This is a genomic window from Baekduia sp. (assembly GCF_035996765.1).
Lineage (GTDB): Bacteria > Actinomycetota > Thermoleophilia > Solirubrobacterales > Solirubrobacteraceae > Baekduia.
In genome coordinates this window covers 101,895-121,957 of sequence record NZ_DASYJG010000041.1, presented here as the reverse complement: position 1 = coordinate 121,957, position 20,063 = coordinate 101,895, and the positions used below count along the sequence as shown (strand labels likewise).

General features: G+C 71.4%; 23 protein-coding genes and 1 pseudogene. 8 read left to right on the top strand and 16 right to left on the bottom strand.

The window, feature by feature from the left end; translation table 11 throughout:
- Nucleotides 1-311: pseudogene (locus tag VGO10_RS10070) on the bottom strand (biotin synthase BioB); the annotation flags it as partial.
- Between the two features lie 165 nt (nucleotides 312-476).
- Between VGO10_RS10070 and VGO10_RS10065 the strand changes: the two are divergent.
- Nucleotides 477-857 (top strand): response regulator transcription factor, encoded by a 381-nt coding sequence (locus VGO10_RS10065; RefSeq protein WP_327467796.1) that lies wholly within the window; start codon nucleotides 477-479, stop codon nucleotides 855-857.
- Between the two features lie 53 nt (nucleotides 858-910).
- Here the strand turns inward: VGO10_RS10065 and VGO10_RS10060 are convergent, their stop codons facing one another.
- Genes VGO10_RS10060 through VGO10_RS10045 form a run of 4 tightly spaced genes read right to left on the bottom strand, consistent with a single transcriptional unit; the run spans nucleotide 911 to nucleotide 3,548 of the window.
- Nucleotides 911-1,693: an exodeoxyribonuclease III gene (locus tag VGO10_RS10060; protein WP_327467794.1), complete on the bottom strand. Its 783-nt coding sequence runs from the start codon at nucleotides 1,691-1,693 to the stop codon at nucleotides 911-913.
- Between the two features lies 1 nt (nucleotide 1,694).
- Complete coding sequence (locus VGO10_RS10055) at nucleotides 1,695-2,519, bottom strand: SEC-C domain-containing protein (RefSeq protein WP_327467792.1); 825 nt, start codon at nucleotides 2,517-2,519, stop codon at nucleotides 1,695-1,697.
- Nucleotides 2,516-3,307, bottom strand: coding sequence for an enoyl-CoA hydratase/isomerase family protein (locus tag VGO10_RS10050; RefSeq protein ID WP_327467790.1), 792 nt, complete (start codon nucleotides 3,305-3,307; stop codon nucleotides 2,516-2,518). The genes VGO10_RS10055 and VGO10_RS10050 overlap by 4 nt, the downstream gene beginning before the upstream one ends.
- 28 nt (nucleotides 3,308-3,335) lie before the next feature.
- Nucleotides 3,336-3,548, bottom strand: a complete 213-nt coding sequence (locus VGO10_RS10045) for a biotin/lipoyl-binding carrier protein (RefSeq protein ID WP_327467788.1) — start codon at nucleotides 3,546-3,548, stop codon at nucleotides 3,336-3,338.
- 338 nt (nucleotides 3,549-3,886) lie between these two features.
- Here VGO10_RS10045 and VGO10_RS10040 point away from each other — a divergent pair, with 338 nt between their 5' ends.
- The 3 genes from VGO10_RS10040 (at nucleotide 3,887) to VGO10_RS10030 (ending at nucleotide 7,958) form a co-directional block, all read left to right on the top strand.
- Entirely contained in the window at nucleotides 3,887-4,687 is an 801-nt protein-coding gene (locus tag VGO10_RS10040) for a lysophospholipid acyltransferase family protein (protein ID WP_327467786.1), read from the top strand.
- Nucleotides 4,684-6,243, top strand: coding sequence for a PQQ-dependent sugar dehydrogenase (locus VGO10_RS10035; protein ID WP_327467784.1), 1,560 nt, complete (start codon nucleotides 4,684-4,686; stop codon nucleotides 6,241-6,243). The genes VGO10_RS10040 and VGO10_RS10035 overlap by 4 nt, the downstream gene beginning before the upstream one ends.
- A gap of 110 nt (nucleotides 6,244-6,353) precedes the next feature.
- Nucleotides 6,354-7,958: a PQQ-dependent sugar dehydrogenase gene (locus tag VGO10_RS10030; RefSeq protein WP_327467782.1), complete on the top strand. Its 1,605-nt coding sequence runs from the start codon at nucleotides 6,354-6,356 to the stop codon at nucleotides 7,956-7,958.
- Between the two features lie 140 nt (nucleotides 7,959-8,098).
- Here the strand turns inward: VGO10_RS10030 and VGO10_RS10025 are convergent, their stop codons facing one another.
- Together VGO10_RS10025 and VGO10_RS10020 are read right to left on the bottom strand one after the other, a co-directional pair.
- A complete protein-coding gene (locus VGO10_RS10025) occupies nucleotides 8,099-8,866 on the bottom strand; it encodes a calcium-binding protein (RefSeq protein ID WP_414642224.1) in 768 nt (255 codons plus the stop codon).
- A complete protein-coding gene (locus VGO10_RS10020; protein WP_327467778.1) occupies nucleotides 8,782-10,395 on the bottom strand; it encodes a hypothetical protein in 1,614 nt (537 codons plus the stop codon). Before VGO10_RS10020 ends, VGO10_RS10025 begins: the two co-directional genes overlap by 85 nt.
- A 162-nt stretch (nucleotides 10,396-10,557) precedes the next feature.
- Here VGO10_RS10020 and VGO10_RS10015 point away from each other — a divergent pair, with 162 nt between their 5' ends.
- The gene (locus VGO10_RS10015) at nucleotides 10,558-11,145 is read left to right on the top strand and encodes an NAD(P)H-dependent oxidoreductase (RefSeq protein WP_327467776.1); all 588 of its coding nucleotides are present in this window, start codon (nucleotides 10,558-10,560) and stop codon (nucleotides 11,143-11,145) included.
- 51 nt (nucleotides 11,146-11,196) lie between these two features.
- Here the strand turns inward: VGO10_RS10015 and VGO10_RS10010 are convergent, their stop codons facing one another.
- Nucleotides 11,197-11,634, bottom strand: coding sequence for a hypothetical protein (locus tag VGO10_RS10010; RefSeq protein ID WP_327467774.1), 438 nt, complete (start codon nucleotides 11,632-11,634; stop codon nucleotides 11,197-11,199).
- A gap of 252 nt (nucleotides 11,635-11,886) precedes the next feature.
- On the bottom strand, nucleotides 11,887-12,783 hold the full coding sequence (locus tag VGO10_RS10005; RefSeq protein WP_327467772.1) for an N-acyl homoserine lactonase family protein: 897 nt from the start codon (nucleotides 12,781-12,783) through the stop codon (nucleotides 11,887-11,889).
- Between the two features lie 30 nt (nucleotides 12,784-12,813).
- Between VGO10_RS10005 and VGO10_RS10000 the strand changes: the two genes are divergently transcribed.
- Together VGO10_RS10000 and VGO10_RS09995 are read left to right on the top strand one after the other, a co-directional pair.
- Nucleotides 12,814-13,383, top strand: coding sequence for a hypothetical protein (locus VGO10_RS10000; protein ID WP_327467770.1), 570 nt, complete (start codon nucleotides 12,814-12,816; stop codon nucleotides 13,381-13,383).
- A gap of 50 nt (nucleotides 13,384-13,433) precedes the next feature.
- Entirely contained in the window at nucleotides 13,434-14,369 is a 936-nt protein-coding gene (locus tag VGO10_RS09995) for a VOC family protein (protein ID WP_327467768.1), read from the top strand.
- A gap of 15 nt (nucleotides 14,370-14,384) precedes the next feature.
- Here the strand turns inward: VGO10_RS09995 and VGO10_RS09990 are convergent, their stop codons facing one another.
- From VGO10_RS09990 to VGO10_RS09965, 6 genes are all read right to left on the bottom strand, one after another.
- Nucleotides 14,385-15,032, bottom strand: a complete 648-nt coding sequence (locus tag VGO10_RS09990) for an RES family NAD+ phosphorylase (protein WP_327467766.1) — start codon at nucleotides 15,030-15,032, stop codon at nucleotides 14,385-14,387.
- A complete protein-coding gene (locus VGO10_RS09985; RefSeq protein ID WP_327467764.1) occupies nucleotides 15,029-15,691 on the bottom strand; it encodes a hypothetical protein in 663 nt (220 codons plus the stop codon). The genes VGO10_RS09990 and VGO10_RS09985 overlap by 4 nt, the downstream gene beginning before the upstream one ends.
- An 83-nt stretch (nucleotides 15,692-15,774) precedes the next feature.
- On the bottom strand, nucleotides 15,775-16,164 hold the full coding sequence (locus VGO10_RS09980) for an ACT domain-containing protein (protein ID WP_327467762.1): 390 nt from the start codon (nucleotides 16,162-16,164) through the stop codon (nucleotides 15,775-15,777).
- Complete coding sequence (locus VGO10_RS09975; protein ID WP_327467760.1) at nucleotides 16,161-16,538, bottom strand: cupin domain-containing protein; 378 nt, start codon at nucleotides 16,536-16,538, stop codon at nucleotides 16,161-16,163. The genes VGO10_RS09980 and VGO10_RS09975 overlap by 4 nt, the downstream gene beginning before the upstream one ends.
- Nucleotides 16,535-17,008 (bottom strand): GNAT family N-acetyltransferase, encoded by a 474-nt coding sequence (locus tag VGO10_RS09970; protein WP_327467758.1) that lies wholly within the window; start codon nucleotides 17,006-17,008, stop codon nucleotides 16,535-16,537. The genes VGO10_RS09975 and VGO10_RS09970 overlap by 4 nt, the downstream gene beginning before the upstream one ends.
- Before the next feature lie 80 nt (nucleotides 17,009-17,088).
- Nucleotides 17,089-17,916 carry an SDR family NAD(P)-dependent oxidoreductase gene (locus VGO10_RS09965; RefSeq protein WP_327467756.1) on the bottom strand — a complete coding sequence of 276 codons (828 nt, stop codon included), beginning with the start codon at nucleotides 17,914-17,916 and terminating at the stop codon, nucleotides 17,089-17,091.
- Between the two features lie 86 nt (nucleotides 17,917-18,002).
- Here VGO10_RS09965 and VGO10_RS09960 point away from each other — a divergent pair, with 86 nt between their 5' ends.
- A complete protein-coding gene (locus VGO10_RS09960) occupies nucleotides 18,003-19,193 on the top strand; it encodes a helix-turn-helix domain-containing protein (protein WP_327467754.1) in 1,191 nt (396 codons plus the stop codon).
- Here the strand turns inward: VGO10_RS09960 and VGO10_RS09955 are convergent.
- The gene (locus VGO10_RS09955; protein WP_327467752.1) at nucleotides 19,190-19,975 is read right to left on the bottom strand and encodes an SGNH/GDSL hydrolase family protein; all 786 of its coding nucleotides are present in this window, start codon (nucleotides 19,973-19,975) and stop codon (nucleotides 19,190-19,192) included. The genes VGO10_RS09960 and VGO10_RS09955 overlap by 4 nt on opposite strands.
- Between the last annotated feature and the right edge of the window lie 88 nt (nucleotides 19,976-20,063).

Below are 20,063 nucleotides of genomic sequence, written 5' to 3'. Positions count from 1 at the left end.
TGGCCCTGGGTGACCATGCAGAAGCGATGGGCGCCGGCCGCCTCGGCCGCCTTGGCGTGCTCGAGGATCTGGTCGGGCTCCATCATCGCGTGCATCGGCGTCTCGGCCTCGGCGAAGCGCGACTGGGCGCAGAAGCCGCAGTCCTCAGCGCAGCCGCCGGACTTCGCGTTGACCAGGGAGCACATGTCGGTGCTGTCGCCGAACTGCTCCTGCCGTGCTTCCCACGCGCGCTCCACGAGCGCGAGGATCTGATCATGGTCCTCGAGCTCGCCAAGACGGACGGCTTCTTCGCGGGTGATGAGCGGAGGCATGCCCGGCACAGTAGGCACGGCTTCGGACGGGACGCCCGGCGCTGGAGCGCGCCGTGGGGGAGAGATCTGCCCCTGAGATCTAGCCGAATGGATGGCCGGTTTCGGCCGCGATCATCAGAAGTGGGGATGGCGAAATGTTGCTCACCAACCGATGATGTGGAGTACGTGGCTGCCGCCCCTCCGATCCGTGTTCTGCTGTGCGATGACGCCGAAGGCTTTCGGGCGCTGATGCGCTCCTCGCTGGCCGAGGATCCGTCGATCGAGATCGTCGGCGAGGCGGCCGACGGCGAGGCCGGGGTCCAGGCCACGGCCGAGCTGCAGCCCGACGTCGTCCTGCTCGACATGTCGATGCCGCGCATGGGCGGCCTGCAGGCGATCCCCAAGATGCGCCGCCGGGCGCCGGGCACGTCGATCATCGGCCTGTCGAGCCTGAGCGCGGCGCGGATGGCGGCGCCGTCGATCGAGATCGGCGCGCACACGTATCTGGAGAAGGGCACCGGCCTGGAGGACATCCGGGCCGCGATTCATCGAGCGGCCGATCGCTGAGCGTCGAACGCGTGCAACCCGCGTATATCGCGGGTTGCACGCGGTTGGCGTTCCTAGGGCAGGTCGAGTCGCACGCGCAAGGGCGCGTGATCGCTCGGCTTGGTCCCCTTGCGGAAGTCGCGCAGGATGCCGCACTCGCGCACGCCGCCGGCCAGCGCCTCGCTGACCAGCAGGTAATCGATTCGCAGCCCGAGGCCGCGGTGGAAGTGGCCTTGGCGGTAGTCCCACCAGGTGAACTGCTGGTCGTCGGGGTGGACCAGCCGGTAGGCGTCGAGCAAGCCGCCGTCGGTGATGATCGTCTCCAGCCGTTCGCGCTCCTGCGGCGTCACGTGCGTCTCGCCCTCGAACGCCGCGACGTCGTAGACGTCACGGTCATCGCGGGTGACGTTGAGGTCGCCGCCGACGATCACGGGTGTCCCGTCGGCACGCAGGTGCGCCACACGTGCGGCCATCGCGTCAAAGAACGCGAGCTTCTCGTCAAACCATGCGCTGCCCACCTCACGGCCGTTGGTCACATAGGCCGTGCACATCCGGATCCCGCCGACGGTCGCCTCGACCCAGCGGGCCTCGTCGGCCTGGACCTCGCCGGGAAGGCCCGCGGAGTCGTCGGCGAGCGCCAGGCCCTCGCGCGCCAGGATCGCGACGCCCGCCCAGCGCCCGGCGCTGTGGTGGACGGCCTCGTAGCCCGCCGCGCGCAGCTCGTCGACGGGAAAGTCGGCGGCCTCGACCTTGGTCTCCTGCAGCAACAGCACGTCCGGAGACTCGGTCTCCAGGAACTCCAGCACGCGCGGCAGGCGCGCCCTCAGCGAGTTGACATTCCAGGTGACGACGTCCATCTCACACCCCGCAGCACTTCTTGTACTTCTTGTCAGATCCACACCAACATGGCTCGTTGCGGCCCGGCGGCCACTCCACCGCGCCGCCCTCCTGGGCGACCTCGTAGGCCGCGCGCGCTCGTGCCTCCGCAGCGTCCTCGTCGATCTCGGCCTCGACGGCCAGCGCCCGCACGCGCGCCACGGTCAGCGGGACGACGACCGGATGGCGCGGCGCGCTCGGCGCGACGGCGCGCATCCGCCGGTCGAGCTCCAACGCGTAGGCGGCGTGGCCGTCCTCGCGCCAGTCGTCGGCGAAGCCCGGCCAGGCCTCGAGCGCCAGCGCGAACTCCTCGGGCGCGAAGAACGGGGTGGCGACCGGTGTGTCGGCGCCCTGCGCAGCGGCACGGGCGAGCGCCAGGCGCGCAGCCTCGTCGACTGGCCCGGGCTCCAGACCGGCGTCGGCCAGCGCCTCGGTGCGCGCGCCGACGATCTGGCGCAGCGTCTCGCCGTCGGCGCCGCTGTGCAGGGCCAGCTCCAGCGCGCGAGCGAAGCGCTCGGCGGCGGCGGCCGGCTCGTCGGCTTCGGCGTGCGCGTTGCCGGCCAGAAACGGCACGGTCGGGTCGCCCGGGTGCTCCTGCTCCAAGGCGGCCCAGAGCGCGTCGGCCTCGGCGCGGCGGCCCGCCAGGACGTGCATCCAGGCGACGTGCCAGCGCTGGTCGGCGCCGGTGACCTGCTCCAGCTCGCCGAGGACCGCGATCGCCTCGTCGTACTCACCGGCCTGCTCGAGCGCATCCACGCGCGCCTCCAGCGCCTCGACCACCTTGGCGGGAGGCTTGGCCGGGCTCATCGCCCCTGCCAGCGCGCCGGTCGCTTCTCGCCGAACGCGCGGACGCCCTCGGCCAGGTCCTCGGACTCAAAGCACGCCTTGCGCAGCGCGATCAGCTCGGCCTCGATCTCCGGATGCAGCGACGCCTCGGCGGCCAGGAGCGCGCGCAGCACGCGCTTGTTGCCGCGGACCGACAGCGGCGCGTTGGCGGCGAGCTGGGCGGCCCAGTCCAGCGCGAAGGCCTCGAGATCCTCGGCGCCGGCCAGCTCGTGGACCAGCCCCCAGGTCTGGGCCTCGCGCGCGCTGATGTTGCGCCCCAGCAGGAAGAGCTGGCGCGTGCGCGGCTCGCCGATCGCGTGCAGGAAGCGGCGCAGGCCGGTGTGGGAGTAGACGAGGCCGAGCTTGGCCGGCGGCATCCCGAGCTGGATGCCGTCGCGGGCGACGCGCAGGTCGCAGGCCAGCGCGAGCTCCAGTCCGCCGCCGATCGTGTGGCCGGGCAGCGCGGCGATCGTCGGGACATCGGTGGCGTCCAGCGCGTCGATCGCGCTCGTGAACGGATGGGCGACGAGCTTCTCGGCCTCGGCGGCGAAGACGTCGGGCGGGATGTCGCCGATGTCATAGCCCGAGGAGAACATCCCATCGGCGCCGGTGAGGATCAGGGCGCGCACGCCGTCAGCATCGGCGGCCCGCACGGCGTCGGCGATCCCGTCGAGGATCGCGTGGTCCAGCGCGTTGCGCTTGGCCGGATTGGAGATGGTCAGCCGCCGGACCCCGTCCAGCGGCGCATCGATCAGCAGTTCGCCCGCCATTGACGGGCGCAGGCTATTGGGTTGCGCGCTATTGCAGGACGACGAGCGTGTCGCCCTCGTTCACGGCCTGGCCCTCCTCGCAGAGGATCTCCTTGACCGTGCCCTCGTCCTCGGCCTCGACGGGCATCTCCATCTTCATCGACTCGAGGATCACGACCGTGTCGCCTTCAGCGACCTTGTCGCCGATCTTGCACTCGATCTTCCACACGGTGCCCGTGATGTGGGCTTCGATGTCGGGCATGCGCGGAACATAGGCAGGAGCCCGGACGTTGCAGGGGCACTCGACCGGTGGGCGGAACTCACGGGCCGATGTTCCGACCGGGTGGCGATAGAGGCCGGGCGCCGGGTGGCCCATGATGGTCGCAAGTGATCGGCCGGGGGACATCGCAACAGCGCACAACGTCTCCTCCTGCGACGACTCGCCGTTGTGCCGACCGATCGCCGTTCCGTGGTATGGCCTGACCCACCGTCCCGGAGCACACCTGGGGGCATTGCGCCGCATCGAGGAGGGACAGCCTCGATGCGGCGCACCCCGGGTGGCACCTACGCCGTCGCCTTCGCGGGTAGCATCTCGTCACCGTGAGCGAGCAGGACGAGCTGGTCAAGATGAAGGAGCAGGTCTACACCGACCCGCGGCCTTCCACCTACTTCGATCGCTTTCATGAACGCGCGCGTACCCGCGAGCCGGATTGGGTCTACGAGGCGACGCGCTCCCTCACGCTGCTGTACTCGTGGTCCTTCTTCCGCGCGCGGGTGATCAGCACCGACAAGGTGCCGCCGACCGGGCCGGTCATCCTGGCGCCCAATCACTTCTCGTTCATGGACCACTTCTTCGTGGCGGCCTCGATCCGGCGCAAGGTCCAGTTCATGGCCAAGTCGCAGCTCTTCAAGCCGCCGATGCAGTGGGTCTACACGCACGGCGGCGTCTTCCCGGTCCGTCGCGGCGCCCGCGATGAGGACGCGTTCCTGACCGCCAACACGATCCTCGGCCGCGGCGGTTGCATGGCGATGTACTGCGAGGGCGGCCGGTCGCGCACCGGCAAGCTCGCCGAGGAGGCCAAGCCCGGCATCGGCCGCCTGGCGCTGGAGACCGGGGCGACGGTCGTGCCGATCGCGATCCACGGCTCCTCGAAGGTGCGCAACTGGAAGCGCCTCGAGTTTCCGAAGGTGACGATCCAGTACGGCGACCCGTTCCGCTACGAGAAGATCGCCGAGCCGACGCGCGACCAGGCCAAGGCGACGGCCAACCAGATCTTCGACGCGATCAAGGTGCTCTACCACGGCCTGGAGGCGCACGGGCGCCGCGGGGCCGTCAAGCAGGTGCGCCAAGAGCGTCGGCTGGCGCGGCAAGCCGGCAAGAAGCGCACCGCCGCAGCGTGATCGCGCGGATCGCGGCGACGGCAGCGATCGCGCTCGCGATCTCTGGCCCGGCCGCTGTCGCGCGCGCCGCCGCGCCGTCGCCGGTCGCGCTCGTCCCGGTCGCGCGGTTCTCGGCCCCGGTGGGCGTCGTCGCGGCGCCCGGCGACGCCGGCCGTCTCTTCGTCGTCGAGCAGGCGGGCAGGATCGTGGAGCGCCGGGGGACGACCCAGACGGTGTTCGCCGATCTCACCGATCGCGTGAAGGCCGACGGCTCCGAGCAAGGGCTGCTCGGCCTCGCGTTTGCGCCGGACTACGCCACCAGCGGCAAGTTGTACGTCTTCTACACGGCGCGACCGCCGGCAGGCGCGGTGGTCGACGACAACGGCAGCGACCTGGTGATCAGTGAGCTGCACCGCGCCGACGCCGACCACGTCGACCCGGCCAGCGAACGCGTCCTGCTGCGCATTCCCCACCGCCTCGGCGAGTTCGAGAACGGCGGCCAGCTGGCCTTCGGTCCTGATGGGCGGCTGTGGATCGGCACCGGCGACGGCGGTGGCGACAACGATCCGTTCCACAATGCTCAGCGGACCGATCCCGCGACCGACGATGCCGCTCGCGGCGCCGATGCGCTGCTCGGCAAGATCCTGCGTGTTGATCCGGGGGCGGGAGATGGCTGCGGAGGCGCCTGCACGATCCCGGCCGACAACCCCGGCTTCGCCCAGCGCGAGGTCTGGGCGCTGGGCCTGCGCAACCCCTGGCGGTTCTCGTTCGATCGCCTGACCGGCGACCTCGCCATTGCCGACGTCGGCAACACCGTCTTCGAGGAGCTCGACCTCGCGCCGGCGCCCGCCCGCGGCCGCGGCGCCGACTACGGCTGGCCGGCGTTCGAGGGCACCGCACGGGTCGCGGGCACCGATGGTCCGCCGGCCGGCTGCTGCACCACGCCCGTGCTCGAGCGCGGCCACGACCAGCCCGACGGCTACAACGCGATCATCGGCGGCGTGGTCGTGCGTGACCCGGGCCTGCCGGCGCTGGCCGGGCGGTACTTGTACGCCAACCTGAGCAGCGGCCTGATCCAGGCGGTCCGGCTCGGCGCGGGCACCGCGTTTGACGACCGCTCGACCGGCCTGCGCGCGCCCGGGCTGACCTCCTTCGGGGAGGACGGCTGCGGGCGCGTCTACGCGACGACGCTCGACGGCGTCCTCTACCGCCTCTCCCAGGGTGAGGGCGCCTGCGATGCGGTCGGGGTGACGGTGGCGCCGCCGGCACGCCAGCGTGCGGCGGCCATCGGCAGCGTGCGGACGACGCTGACGTGCGCGATCGCGTGCACCGCCGGCGTGCGGGCGTCGTTGACGGTCGGCGGCGCGGTCGTCGGGCGCACGGCGACGCGGACGATGGCGCTGGGCGGTGGGCGCCGTGCGACGGTCGCGCTGCGCGTGCCGGCGACGATCCGCGCCACGCTGCGGCGGGCGCTGGTGCGCGGGCGAGTGCCGGGCGTGCGCTTCGTGGTCACCGCCCGTGCTGCCGACGGCGGGGCGCGGCGCCGCGCCACCGCGACCGCGCGCGTCGTGCGATGAACGGCCGAGACGTCCGCCGCAGCGTAGGCGCGGCGTGCGGGGGTAGGACCCGCCGCATGGAGCTCGGGGTTCGAGGATGGCGATGGGCGGTCGTTGTAGCGCTGACCGGGGTGGCTCTGGCGGTGGGCGCGGTGTCGACGGCGGGGGCCGCGGTCTCGCTGCTGCAGGTCGGCACGTTCGCCCAGCCGGTGTACGTCACGGCCCCGCCCGGCGATGCGTCGCGGCTCTTCGTCGTGCAGAAGTCCGGCAAGATCGCGGTGGTCCGCAACGGCGTGAGCTCGACCTTCCTGGACATCACGAGTCGCGTGCGCTCCTCGGGCAACGAGCAGGGGCTGTTGTCGATGGCCTTCCCGCCCGACTACGCGACGAGCGGCACGTTCTACGTGTACTACACCGCGCAGCCGCCGGGCGGCAGCGGCGCGCCGGGATCCGATCTGACCATCAGCGCCTTCCAGCGCACCGACGCCGACCACGCCGACCCGGGCAGCGAGCGCGTGGTCCTGCAGATCCCGCATCGCAAGTTCGACAATCACAACGGCGGCAACCTGCAGTTCGGACCCGACGGGATGCTGTGGCTGGGGACCGGCGACGGCGGCGACGCCAACGACTCGCTCGGCAACGCCGAGCAGACCAGCCCGACGTGGAACGACGCGGCGGCCGGCCATGACGCGCGGCTTGGCAAGCTGCTGAGAATCGATCCCGCGGCAGGACCTGGCTGCGACGGCCGCTGCACGATCCCAGCCGGCAACCCCGGCTTCGCGCAGCCCGAGATCTGGGCCAAGGGCCTGCGCAACCCGTGGCGCTTCTCGTTTGACCGCGCGACGGGTGATCTCGTCATCGGCGACGTCGGGCAGGACACGTGGGAGGAGGTCGACTTCGCGCCGGCGCCCGGCCGCGGGGTCGGCGCCGACTACGGATGGAAGACCTACGAGGGGCTGCATCCGCGAGGCAGCACCGCGCCGGCGGGCGCGCCGCCCGGCATCACGATGCCGGTGCTGGAGAAGGCCCATGCGGCGCCGGACTCGTTCTCGTCGATCGCGGGCGGCTACGTCGTGCGCGATTCGGCGCTGCCCGACCTGCTCGGTCGCTACCTCTACGCCGACACCTATCTCGGCGACATCCGCGCGGTGACGGTGGGGCCGGGCGGTGCAACCGCCGACACTGACACCGGCTTGCATGTCTCGACGCTCGCCTCCTTCGGCGAGGACGCCTGTGGGCGCATCTACGCCGTCTCGCTCGACGGCCCCGTCTACCGCCTGGCGCAGAGCGGCGACTGCGTGCTGCCGCCGTCGGCCGGTGGGCCCGGTGGCACGCCGGCCACGCCTGGCGCGCCCGGCGGCGGCGCCGGCGACCTGACCGTCAAGCTCACCGCCGCTGCGCGCCAGCGCCCGTGGACGACCGGCGTGGTCCGCGCTCGCGTCTCCTGCGAGCAGATCTGCGACATCACCGCCCGCGGGACCTTCCTGATCACCAAGGCCAACAAGAACGCCGGCACCGCCACCGTCAAGCTGCTGCGCACAGCCACGGTCAAGACGGCGCTCGCCGCGGGCGCCACGGTCTCGTTGAAGGCCAAGGTCTCGGCGCGCACGCGCCGCTCCCTGCTCGCCGCGCTGCACCGCGGCCGCCGCATCACGCTGCGCTTCGCGGTCACGGCCACCGACCGCGCGGGCCACACGCGCACGACGAGCGCCCGCTCGCGCATCACCCGCCGCTGACCCACCCGGGCCATCGAGGGACGAACAATGGTCGCTCAGCGACCATGAATCGTCCCTCGACGGGCCGTGCGAGCGTCGAGGACGACTGAACCACCGAGGGCGTGGTGCGTCGTCCCTCGATGGGCCTGGTCGCGGGGCGGTTAGCGGCGGATGTCTTCGCAATCGGACGCGACCTCGTCGGTCGCGTCGGCGAAGACGATGTCGTTGCCGTCTCCACACGAGACGCGGTCGAAGCCGCCGCCGACGACCTGGATGCGGTCGTCGCCCTCGTCGCCGGCGATGACGTCGTCGTCGAGGTTGCCGAAGATGGTGTCGTTGCCCGGACCGCCGTTGATGGTGTCGTTGCCGCGGTCGCCGGTGATCGAGTCGTTGCCCTCGTTGCCCAAGATGGTGTCGTTGCCGCCGCGGCCGTGCAGGGCGTCGTCGCCGAGGCCGCCGTGGAGCTCGTCGTCGTCGTTCTCGCCGTCGACGTAGTCGTTGCCACCGGCGCCGAAGAGCACGTCGGCGCCGTCGTTGCCGAAGAGCGAGTCGGCGCCTTCGGTGCCGACGAGGACGTCGTCGTAGACCGTCCCGAAGATGTTGTTAGAGGCCGGTGGCGCGTCGGTCGCGCCCTCGGCCGGCACCAGCTTGACGGTCTCGCACGACTTCAACGTGTCGCGCGTCGGGGCGTCCTGCTCGGTGTAGACCGTGTCACGCCCCGGGCCGCAGTCGACATTGTCGGCGTCACCGTCGGCGACGCGGATGTCATCGTTGCCGCGCCCGCCGCTGACGATGTCGGCCCCCGGCCCGGCCACCAGCTCGTCGTTGCCGTCTCCGCCGGAGATCATCCGGTCGTCGCCCGAGCCGCCGTCGAGCTGGTCGTCGCCCTCGGCGCCGTAGAGCGTGTCGCGGCCGGCGTCGCCGCGGATCGCGTCGTTGCCGTCCGGCCGAAGATGCTGTCGCCGCCGGTGCCGCCGTCGACCGTGTCGTTGCCGTCACCCGCGTCGATCCGCTCGCTGCCGGACCCGCCGAGCAGCGTGTCGTCGCCGGCGCCCCCGTCGATCATGTCGTCGCCGCGGTTGCTGTTGATGTAGTCGTTGCCATCGCCGCCATCGAGCAGCAGGTCGTTGCCGAGGCCGAGCTCGATGAGCCGGTCGTTGCCGGGGCCGCCGCGGAGCACGTCGTCGCCGTCGCCACCGTCGAGGCTGTCGTCGCCATCGGAGCCGTCGAGCTCGTCGTCGCCGGTCCCGCCGTTGGCATAGTCATTGCCTGGGCCGCCGTCGAGCGTGTCGTTGCCGGCCTGGCCGAGCAGGTGGTCGTCGCCGTCCTCGCCGTAGAGCTTGTCGTTGTCGGCGCCGCTGTCGAGCGTGTCGTTGCCCGCGCCGCCGTAGAGGAGGTCGGCGCCGCGGCCGCCGAGGGCGACGTCGTCGCCGCCCAGCGCGTTGATCTGGTCGCCGAGGCGCGTGCCGGTCAGCCTGTCGGGGCCGTCGGTGCCGGTGATCAGGCCGACGCCGGGCTGGACGGCCAGGCCGCGCGGATGGCCGCCGCCGGGCAGCTTGCGAACGGTCAGGCGCCGGAAGGAGAGCGCGCTGAGGACCGAGATCGTTCCGGCGCGCTCGTCGGCGGTGTAGAGCCGGACGCCGTCGGGGGCGACCGCGGGACGGCCGGGGCCTGTGCCGGTGGCGACGCGCGTGGTCACCCGGCCGCGCTTGAGGTCGAAGACGGCCGTCACGCGCGAGCCGGTGCCTGCCCCGACGATCACGTGGTGGCCGTCGCCGCTGACCGCGACGCCGCCGCCCGGGCCGCGTGCGGTCCGCATCACGCGGCCCAGGCGGCCGTGCGCGGTGTCGACGGTGGTCAGCGTCGCGCCCTTCTTGGTCGCGGTCGCGGCGTACGCGTTGCGACCGGTCGGCGCGAAGGCGATCCCGGTCACGCCCGCGAGCTGCAGGCGCCGGACGCCGCCGCCGAGCAGGTCGACGATCGCGATCCGCTGGGCGTCGAGCGCGACGACGGCCTTGGCGCCGTCGGCCGAGATCGCCACCGCGGCCGGCTTGCGCGCCTTGGCGCCGAGGTTGACCGAGCGCGTGACGGTCAGCGCGAGCGGGTCGATGGAGTCCAGCGCGCCCTTGCGGACGGCGACCAGTCGGTGGCCGCTCGCGCTGATCGCGATCGCCGTCGGCGTGCCGGTGAGCTGGATGTCGCCGACGCGGGCGCGGGCGTTGAGGTCGATCGCGGCGACACCGGCGCCGGCGGCGACGTAGCCGCGGCTGCCGTCGGGCGCCACGGCGACGGCGCGGCTGGCGCCCGACACGGGCACGCGGGCGACCAAGGCGCCGGACTGGACGTCGAGCAGCGTGGCGCTCGCCGTGCCGGTCGCGACGATCATCACCCGCGCGTGGGCGGCGGGCGCGGCGGCGAGGAGGAGCAGGGCCAGGACGGGGAGAAGGGTGCGACGCATCGCCTCCCCTAACCCTGACAGGGGGCCGGAGGTTCCGGTGTCGGGTGGAGCGAGATCCGTGTCGAGCAAAGGGTGCTATGGACCCTTTGCTCGACACGGACCGTCGGCCCGGGTGCGTCTGGTGTCCGCTGAGCGTGATGCCTCCGGGGTAGGTTCGAGGCCATGCCCAAGCTGCACGTCATCCTGGCCAGCACCCGACCCGGTCGCGCCGGCGAGCCGATCGCCGACTGGTTCGTCGAGCGCGCGATCGACCATGGCGCGTTTGAGGTCGAGCTGGTCGACCTCGCCGAGGTCGCGCTCCCGTTCATGGACGAGCCCAACCACCCGCGCCTGCGCCGCTACACGCAGGAGCACACCAAGGCATGGAGCGCGCGCGTCGACCGCGCTGACGCCTTCGTCTTCGTGACGCCGGAGTACAACTACGGCCTCACCGCACCGCTGAAGAACGCGATCGACTTCCTGCACTTCGAGTGGCAGCACAAGCCCGTCGGCTTCGTCAGCTACGGCGGCGTCGCTGCGGGCACGCGGGCGGTCCAGATGCTCAAGCAGGTCGTCACCACGCTGAAGATGGTCCCGCTCTTCGAGGCGGTGAACATCCCGTTCCACACGCAGTTCATCGACGACGAGGGCGCGATGGAGGCCAACGACGTCATGGTCAAGGCGGCCGCGGCGATGCTCGATGAGCTGGTGCTGACCGAGGCGATGCTGGCGCCACGGCGTGCGGCGATCCGCGAGGCCGAGGCGTCTTAAGGATGCGCGCCTTCGTGGCGGGCCTGGGCCCGCCACAGGCGTGCAGGCGGGCTATGTGCTGATGGTGTCGCTGTAGGTGTCGAACACGCGGTTCAGCGCTTCGACGCCGTGGCGGTTGTTGTAGATCTCGGACATGACGAGAGCGTTGGCGTCGTTGTCGGCGCCGATGTTGTCGAGCAGGTCGAGGTTGGTGTCGAGCAGGTCGTAGCGGCGGCGGTGCAGCTGTTGGACGTGGCCGGGGGTCAACGGCACCACGACAGTGTCTCTATGCGTGGCGGTGTCGGGGTCCCAGCTGAGCGCGTCGATGACCGCGGTCGCATCCCGGAAGATGTCGGCCAGCGCCAACTGCTTGGCGGGGACGTAGTCGATGAAGTCCTCGAGCGGCTCGTGGTTGAACATGAAGACCTTCTTGGCCTCGATGCGCAGCACGTCCGCGGTCGACGGATCGACGGTGATACGGCAGGCAGAGCTACCCTGGTGGGCACTCATAGGAGTCCTTTCTCCTTGGGTCATGCCCCCGGGCCGTTAGTGCGGTCGCGGGGGTCTAAATGTTAATTATGTCGCTATGGGAGTTTAGCGGAGGGGGCGGCGGAGTGGTCCTAGACTGTGCACATCACCGCGTCTGCGCCCAACTCTCCGAATCAGCCCCCGCAGCCGCAGCCCATCAAGCCGAGCCCGATGCAGGGCGAGACGCGCGGCTCCTGAGCGCACTAGGGCGGGAATCACATGTTCGCCGCGACGCTAGGCGTACACGGCGTCCAGCGCGGCCCAGGCCTCGGCGTCGTGGCCGGGGATCACGGGCGCGTCGGGATGGGCCGCAACCCAGTCACACACCCAGTCCAGCGACTTCTTGTAGGCATCGTCATCCCAGGTCAGCAGCGGAAGCAAGCTGTTGTCGATGGTCTTGCGCGCGTAGGCGGCGTCGCCGGTGAGCAGCAGCTCGCGGTCGCCGCTCAGGCGCAGGATGACCGAGCGGTGGCCGGCGGTGTGGCCGGGCGTGGAGACGAGGCGGACGAGGCCGTCGCCGAAGAGGTCGACCTCCTCCGCGCTGCCCGACAGCGTCTGCCATTGCTGGCCGGGCGTGGCGAAGAGGCGGGGCAGGAAGCCGTCCAGCATTCCGCCGCGCCGATGCGCGCCCGCCCACTCGCGCTCGTCGACGACGACGGTCGCGTCCGGGAACGCGCTGAGCCCGCTGGCGTGGTCGTAGTGCAGGTGCGTCATGACGATCAGCTCGATGGCGCCGGGGTCGAACCCGCGTTCCCGCAGCTGGTGGGGCACGGCCCACGACGGCTCCATCTCGATGGTGAACGCGACCTTCGCCGCGCGGCCCAATGCGGCGCCGATGTCGGTGGCGACCTGCTCGTGCAGACCGGTGTCGATGAGGAACGGCCCGGCCGTCGGATGCTCGACGAGGAAGGCCGGGATCGGCAGCCAAACCCATCGTGAGCGGGGAATGTGGAGGCCGAAGCCCCTAGCCATCGCCAGCGGCTTCGGACCGCCGGGGCGCTTGTAGAAGGCCGGCATCGCCTTCATCTGCGCGGTGCGCAGCGGGTGGACGCGCACGCCCTCGGTCGACGCTCCGCCCGTTCGGCCGCCGGTCAGCGGGAGGTCGACGGGGCGCGGTGACGGGGGCTTCATCGCGCAGACCCTAGATGTAGGGTCCGCTCCGTGCTCGACGTGCTGCGCCCCGGAGTTCTGGATGACCTGACGCTCTGCGTCGTCGGCGACGGTGCGGGGGAGCGAGAGCGCGCCGCCGCGCTCGGCGCGCGCGTGGTGACGGTGGATGGCGACCTCGCCGATGAGGATGCCGTCTCGGTCGCCGTCGGGGCGCTCGGCCGCATCGATGTGCTGGTGGTTGATGCCGCCTCGGCGTTCGTCGCCGCCGGCGGCGGGATGGCCGGACTGCGGCGCGCGGTCGACGATGGCTGGAACGTCGTGCGCGCGGTGGTCAACGCGTCGTGGGTCACCGAGGAGGGCGGCACACCGAGCGGTGGCAAGGTGGTCTTCCTCGCCCCGGCCGCCGATGCCGGCGAGCATGCCAACGCGGTCGGCGCCGCGCTGGAGAACGCCGCCCGGACGCTGTCGGTCGAGTGGGCGCGCTTCGGCGTCCGGATCACCGCGGTGCGGCCACGCGAGGGTGCGTCTGATGACGAGCGCGCCGAGCTCGTGGCGTTCTTGGCCTCGCCGGCCGGGGACTACTTCACGGGGTGCTCGTTCTACCCCGGCGCTGCGCTATAGTTGCGCGCGCAACTAGTTCTCGCCACCACCCACGCCTCGCGGAGGTCTCCATGCAGCTCCAAGGCATCCATCACATCAGCGCGATCACGGGCGACGCCCAGCGCAACCTCGACTTCTACACGCGGGTCCTCGGCCTGCGGTTGGTCGCCAAGACCGTCAACCAGGACGACCCGTCGGTCTACCACCTCTTCTACGCCGACGAGCAGGGTCACCCCGGCTCGGAGCTGACGTTCTTCGAGTACCCGCACGCAATCCCCGGGCGCCCGGGCGCCGGCATGGTGCACCGGATCGTCTGGCGCGTCGGAACGCTCGCGGCGCTGGACTTCTGGTTTGAACGGCTCGGCCTGCTCGAGGTGCCCGTTACGCGCGACGAGGCAGCCGGCTCGGTCCGCTTCTCCGACCCTGAGGGCCTCGATCACGAGTTGGTGGTCAACGCCACCGGCGACGCGCCGCTGGCCGCCGAGCATCCGGAGATCCCGCCGGCCCACGCGTTGCAGGGCTTCGACGGCGTCCGCGCCTACGCGACCGACCCGGCGCTCAGTGGTGCGCTGCTCGAACAAGTGCTCGGCGCCGAGAAGACCGCCGACGATGTCTGGACGCTGCGCGGCGACGCGCGCGGGGGCTGGATCGCCTACGACCCGGCGCCGGCCGAGCGCGGCCGCCAGTCCGGCGGCAGCGTCCACCACGTCGCCTGGGGCACCAACGTCGCCGAGCACCCGCGCTGGCAGCAGCGCTTCGAGGAAGCGGGCCTGCCGACGAGCGGCATCATCGACCGCACGTACTTCAAGTCCATTTACTTCCGCGAGCCCTCCGGCGTCCTCTTCGAGATCGCCGACGACGCACCCGGCTTCACCATCGACTCATCCGTCGAGGAGCTCGGCCGCAAGATCATCCTGCCGCCGCAGTTCGAGCCCCGGCGAGCGCAGCTCGAAGCGCGGCTGACGCCCCTGCCCGACCCCCGCGCGGGCTGGGCGACGACGACGTAGGGCACGAAGCGGCGCTCAGCCCTCGAAGTCCACGCGCGCCGCGGCGCACGCCCGCCGAACGAGATCCCTGCCGGGATCGCGGTCGAGCCGGATGGCGTGCCGCGGCGCGATGATCGCTCTCGGTCTGACCCGGCCTGCCCACAGGACATACGCGCGGCCGGAGTCGTTCTGCCGCGAGGTCCAGGCGATGCCGTGCGGCCGTGATCGCGAGCCCCAGAGGGCTTGGGCCCAGCGGGAGGTGTACGGGTAGTCCGCCTCATCGCAGTCGATGACGTGCTCGCGGAGGAGGCCCAGGCGCGTCAGTCCCGCGCCGTGGAGACGGGCGACCCGGATGGTGCGGGTGAGCCGGATGACGCAGAGGTCTAGCGGTTCGACCTGGAGCCCGTAGAGCCGTGGACGGGCGGCGCCGCCGCGCAGCGCGGTCACGCCGCGAAGCACGGCTTCGGCCAGGGCCGTCTCGACGTCCGAGGCCACGTAGGCTGACGGGACGACGGTGCCGTGGCGGTCGTCGATCGGACGAAAGCGCGCCGAGCTCGACGTCGGGTTGAAGTCCAGCGGGCCCCAGCGCCGGTCGTACACGCGGACCAGCTCGGTGCCCGCCGGGACCTCCTCCAGCAGCGGGTCGAGCTTCGCGGGAGCGGGGACGTCGGGGCGCTCGCTCACAGCGGCGACGGCTCAGCCAACCGCTGCGCCGCGTCCAGCAACGTGCTGTCGTCTTCCTCGTCCAGGAGGTCGAGGGGTCGCCGTCCGCGCAGCCAGCCGTTGCTTGTCGTCCACCACAGCGCGACCTCCCACGGGGACATGCGGTCGACCGGCAATCGCTCCAGGACGTCGGCGACGACCGTCCTCAGCTCGCCTTCGTCATCGAACTGGAACGCCGGGTAGACGGTCTGCCCCTCGTAGGTCACGCCGAAGAGCCGGCCTTCCTTGCGCCAGCGGGCGGCGAGCGCGTGGCGATTGCGCGCGCGCGACCGCTCGTGGGCGATTTGCTCGCCGGTCAGTGCGCCGAACTCGCTCAGCAGCTCGGCGCGGCGCTGTCCGTTGCGCTGGCTGAGAACCGCGGCCGCCTCGGATACGAGGTCGACGGGCGGCGTCATCTGCTCGACCAGCGTCTCGAGGCGATCGTGGACCGCTTGGCGCTTGGCGGTGGCGCGGTCGCTCGTGTCGACCACGAGGACGAGCTCGCGCTGCGTCGCGAGCGCCTTTTCGATGGCCTCGGCAAATCGGCCGGCTACCGCGAGGGTCGGTGCTGCCGCCAGGAAGAGCTTGTGCAGCCGCCGCAGCTCATCGGCATCTGCCGCGACGATCTCGTCGTCGTTCATGAGTGGCATGAGTTCAGCAGCGTTGCTCATCTCACTCACAGTATCGGCCATCACCGTCGTGGCTGCAAGTGGGGCTTGTGGGCTCAGACTAGGTCGTGCCCCGCACGGCGCAGCGCGCCGAGGGCGGCGTCGAGCTGGGTGCCGGGCACGAGGATCCAGTCGGTGTCGTGCGTGGCGATCGGGAAGATCGGGACGTTGGCGCGGGCGAGTGGGCCGGAGAGCGCGGCCATGACGCCGGTCAGTGCGAGGTCGAGCGGGCCGATGACCTCGAGGATGCGCCAGCCGGGCACGACGGTCGTGCCGCCGTCCGGGTCTGGCGCCGGTGCGAGATCCTCCAGGCAGACCAGCGAGCGCTCCTCGCCGACCTCGGTGAGCGACCAGAAGCCCGTCCCGCGCGGCGGGACGGCGGGGGCGTCGTCGGTGTCGGCCAGTCGACAGACCGCGTACTCGCCGTCGAGGACGCGCAGCCTCATCGCGGCGCCCACGGGACTTCGACGGCGTCCTCGGTCGGCGAGTTGCGCGCGACGACGTACTCGGCGTCCTCGCTCGCCGACGGGTTCTCCAGCACGTGCGTCTCGCGCGGTGGCACGTACAACATGTCGCCGCGCTCAAGTGCGACAACATGCTCGAGCCTGTCGCCCCAGCGGATCAGCATCTGGCCGCTGAGCATGTAGCACGCGCTCTCGCAGTCGGCGTGGAAGTGCGGCCGCGAGCGCGCGCCGGCCGGCAGCCGGAAGATCCCCATGAACAGGTGCTCGCTGCCCGCCGTCTCGCGCGAGATCTCGTGGCCGCCGACGACGCCACGCGGCTCCTCGTGAGGTGCGGCGCCGGGGCGGATGACCTTCATGGGCCGGGTGGGTCGGTCGGCAGGTCGTAGTCCAGCCACTCGGACTTCCGTCCCCCGACGCGGTCGTAGACCGCTTGGGCACGGTGGTTGTCCTTCGCCGTCTGCCAGAGCAGATGCGGTGCGCCGTGGGCGCGTGCCGCGTCGGCGCAGGCGGCGATCAGCGCCTCGGCGACCCCCCCGCCACGTGCGCTCTCGGCGACGAAGAGGTCGTTCATCACCGCCGCGCGCGCCGCCCGCAGCGTCTGCCAGGTCCAGTAGATCGTGGCGAACCCTACGGCCCTACCGCTTCCGTCGCGGGCGATCAGCTGGATCCCGTCGCGCTGCGGATCCGCAATGAGCGCCCTGCTCAGCGCCAGCAGGGCCGCATCGCTCGGCGCCACCTCGTAGAAGTCGCAGTAAGCCCGCATCAGCGGGAGGAGGTCGTCGAGATCCTGCTCGCCGACGAGGTGAACTTGAGCTGGAGTGGTCATCTCAGGAGACCGGGCTTCGCCCTACCGTCCTCATGGCTCTGCCTTCAGGAGTGCGGAGACCGGTTCGCCGTTCGTCCATGTCAGCTTGTCATGCCGGTGAACTGCCCGCCGGTGACGTTGAGCACCTGCCCATGGACGAAGTCGCTCCACGGTGAGCAGAGGAAGAAGACGCCGCCCGCGGCCTCCTCCGGCGTTCCGGGCCGGCCGAGCGGGATCACCATGGAGGCCATGCCCCGCATCTGCTCGGGGATGCCGAGCTGGACCTTCTCGCCGTCGATCTCCATCTGGTTCTCGTCGACCTTGGAGGCCGTCAGCCGCGTCTCGATCCAGCCGAAGGCCACCGCGTTGACGTTGATCTTGAACTGGCCCCACTCCTTGGCCAGTGTCTTGGTCAGACCGACCACCGCGCTCTTGCCCGCGCTGTAGTTGGCCTGGCCCGCGTTGCCCATCGTGCCCGAGATCGAGGAGATGTTGACGATTTTGCGGAAGACCTCGACGCCCTCGGCCTTCTCCGCCTTGGCCGGCTCGCGCAGGTGCGGCGCGGCGGCGCGCACGACCTTGAACGGGACCGTGACGTGGATGTCGAGCATCCGCTGCCACCAGTCGTCGCTCATCTTGTGGATCGGTGCGTCGAGCGTGTAACCGGCGTTGTTGACGATGATGTCGAGCTTGCCCCAGCTGTCGATCGCGGTCTGGACCAGCTTGTCCGGCGCGTCGCCCTTGGTCAGGTCTCCGGCGAAGACGGCGGTCTCGCCGCCGATCTCCGACGCGGTCTGCTGGGCGGCGTCGCCGTCGAGATCGTTGATCACGACCTTGGCGCCTTGCGCGCTGAGCAGCTCCGCGGTGGCCCGGCCGATGCCGCGGGCCGAGCCGGTGACGATGGCCACCTTGTCATCGAGAATTCCCATCGCGCGATCCTAGTGGCGCGACATTCTTCCCACGTGCGCGTACATCTGGGATACGGTCGTTCCGGGTCTGCAGGAGGAGCTGGGTCGTGGAGTCACACGAGGTCAGGACGGCGATCGTGGGCGTGTTGCGTCCCACGATCGGCCGCCTGACCGACGAGGTTCTCGCAAGCGTCGTCGAGGCCGTGCCGCCCTTCGAGGAATGGTGGGGCGGGAGCTTCGATGTCCGCGACGGCGTCGAGCAGGGCATCCGTGGGTTCTTGGAGCGGTTGGAGTCGGGCGCGGAAGATCGGCTGCCGGGCCACGACGTCTTCTTCGACTTCGGCCGCGGCGAGCTGCGTGCGGGCCGCTCGGTCGGCTCGGTCCTGGCCGCCTACCGGGTCGCCGCGCAGGCGGCGTGGCGCGGGATGGCCGACACCGGCCACGACGCGGGTATCGAGCCGCGTGCGCTCTACGGGCTGGCCGACGCGATCTTCGCCTACATCGACCAGCTCTGCGCGGCCACGGTCGAGGGCTACGCCTATGAGCAGTCGATGGCAGCGGTCGAGCGCGTCGACGCGCGGCGGCGGCTGGTCGAGCTCGCCGTCCGGCAGGACGGGCGAGGGCTCTCGGCGCCGGAGCTCGCCGGCGCGGCCGCCGACGCCGGCTGGCGGCTGCCCGCACGGCTGGCGGTCGTGGCCTTTCGCGACGAGCGCGTGGCGCGGGTCGCGTCACGGCTGCCGCCCGACGCGCTAGTGGCGCGCGTCGATGGCACGGGCTGGGCGATCGTCGGCGACCCCGACGGTCCCGGTCGTCGCGCGACCGTGCAGCAGGGCTTGACGGGCGTGCGCGCCGGCGTCGGGCCGGCCGTCGCGGCGGTCGCCGCCGCGGAGTCGGCGCGGCTGGCCGAGCGCTCGCTCGCGTTGGCGCTCGGCGCGCCCGGCCCGGTCTGGGCCGACGACCGGCGCGTCGATCTCCTCCTGCTCGGCGACCCCGGGGTGGCGCAAGGGCTGGTCGACGACATCCTCGGCCCGCTGGCCTTGGCACCGGACGCGACGCGCGAGCGTCTCGTCGAGACGTTGGGCGCGTGGCTCGAGCACCAGGGCGAGGTCCGGCCGACCGCGCAGCAGCTGCACGTGCACACGCAGACCGTGCGCTACCGCGTGGCGCAGCTGCGCGAGCTGCTGGGCGACCGCATGGGCACTGCCGAAGGGCGGCTGGAGCTCGAGCTGGCGCTAAGGGCCAGAAGCCTCGCGGCTCCTGGCCCTCCTTTCACGCCCGCTTCCGGTCCTGCGACCTAGCCCACGATCGCGCGAATGGCCGGCACGTCGCCGTTGGCGTAGCCGTTGCGCGTCGGGTGGTAACTGTCTGCCGTGTGGAAAATCGTCAGTCCGTTCGTGAACGGGTTGCTCGCGCAGACGTCGTGGCCGGCCCAGTAGGGGTTGACGTCGGCGTAGTCGAAGCCGTGGGCGAGCGCCCGCGTCTTGATGGTGGTGTTGAGGCTGTCGACGAGCGCCGTCAGCGACGTCTCCTCCGAGGACGACACGCCCGTGGCCGCCAGGCAGGTGTGTGGCGGGCTGGCGAACGGCCGGCCGTATCCGAGGACGACGACGCGCGCCGTGGCCGACTTGGCGCGGATCGCGTTGTAGGTCGCGTCGAGCTTGGCCGGCAGCTGCGTGTTGATCTGGTTCTGCGACGTGGCGATCTGCGACGAGCAGCCCAGCGTCGTGCAGGCGATGATCAGGTTCGTGAACCCGATGTCGTTGCCGCCGATCGTGATCGTCACGAGCTTCGTGTCCGACGTCACCGAGTTGACCTGGCTGTTGATGACGTCACCCGTGACCGCGCCGGCGCAGGCGACGAACGTCAGGGCGTAGCCCTTCTGCTGGGAGAGCAGGTACGGGTAGGCGAAGGTGTTGCGGTTGCAGTTGGCGTCCAGGTTGGTGCTGTTGGCTCCGTTGCCGGCCGAGTAGCTGTCGCCGAGGGCGACGTACTTGTCGGCGGCGAACGCGCTGGCCGTGAGCGACAAGACGAGCAGGAGCGCACCGAGGATCGGTGCGGAAATACGACAAAAACGCTTCATTGGGCAGACACTCCTCGATTGGTTAGACCCGGCGCGACCGTACCCCTGCCGCCCGGCCCGCGTCCTCGTCCGCTCGCCACACCTTGAA

Coding starts and splice junctions, on each gene's coding strand:
- VGO10_RS09995 (WP_327467768.1), top strand. CDS start 13,434: ATGCAGCTCCAAGGCATCCATCACATCAGCGCGATCACGGGCGACGCC.
- VGO10_RS09975 (WP_327467760.1), bottom strand. CDS start 16,538: ATGAAGGTCATCCGCCCCGGCGCCGCACCTCACGAGGAGCCGCGTGGC.
- VGO10_RS09955 (WP_327467752.1), bottom strand. CDS start 19,975: ATGAAGCGTTTTTGTCGTATTTCCGCACCGATCCTCGGTGCGCTCCTG.
- VGO10_RS10010 (WP_327467774.1), bottom strand. CDS start 11,634: ATGAGTGCCCACCAGGGTAGCTCTGCCTGCCGTATCACCGTCGATCCG.
- VGO10_RS09980 (WP_327467762.1), bottom strand. CDS start 16,164: ATGAGGCTGCGCGTCCTCGACGGCGAGTACGCGGTCTGTCGACTGGCC.
- VGO10_RS10020 (WP_327467778.1), bottom strand. CDS start 10,395: ATGCGTCGCACCCTTCTCCCCGTCCTGGCCCTGCTCCTCCTCGCCGCC.
- VGO10_RS10005 (WP_327467772.1), bottom strand. CDS start 12,783: ATGAAGCCCCCGTCACCGCGCCCCGTCGACCTCCCGCTGACCGGCGGC.
- VGO10_RS10015 (WP_327467776.1), top strand. CDS start 10,558: ATGCCCAAGCTGCACGTCATCCTGGCCAGCACCCGACCCGGTCGCGCC.
- VGO10_RS09970 (WP_327467758.1), bottom strand. CDS start 17,008: ATGACCACTCCAGCTCAAGTTCACCTCGTCGGCGAGCAGGATCTCGAC.
- VGO10_RS09985 (WP_327467764.1), bottom strand. CDS start 15,691: ATGAACGACGACGAGATCGTCGCGGCAGATGCCGATGAGCTGCGGCGG.
- VGO10_RS10045 (WP_327467788.1), bottom strand. CDS start 3,548: ATGCCCGACATCGAAGCCCACATCACGGGCACCGTGTGGAAGATCGAG.
- VGO10_RS10050 (WP_327467790.1), bottom strand. CDS start 3,307: ATGGCGGGCGAACTGCTGATCGATGCGCCGCTGGACGGGGTCCGGCGG.
- VGO10_RS10055 (WP_327467792.1), bottom strand. CDS start 2,519: ATGAGCCCGGCCAAGCCTCCCGCCAAGGTGGTCGAGGCGCTGGAGGCG.
- VGO10_RS10060 (WP_327467794.1), bottom strand. CDS start 1,693: ATGGACGTCGTCACCTGGAATGTCAACTCGCTGAGGGCGCGCCTGCCG.
- VGO10_RS09965 (WP_327467756.1), bottom strand. CDS start 17,916: ATGGGAATTCTCGATGACAAGGTGGCCATCGTCACCGGCTCGGCCCGC.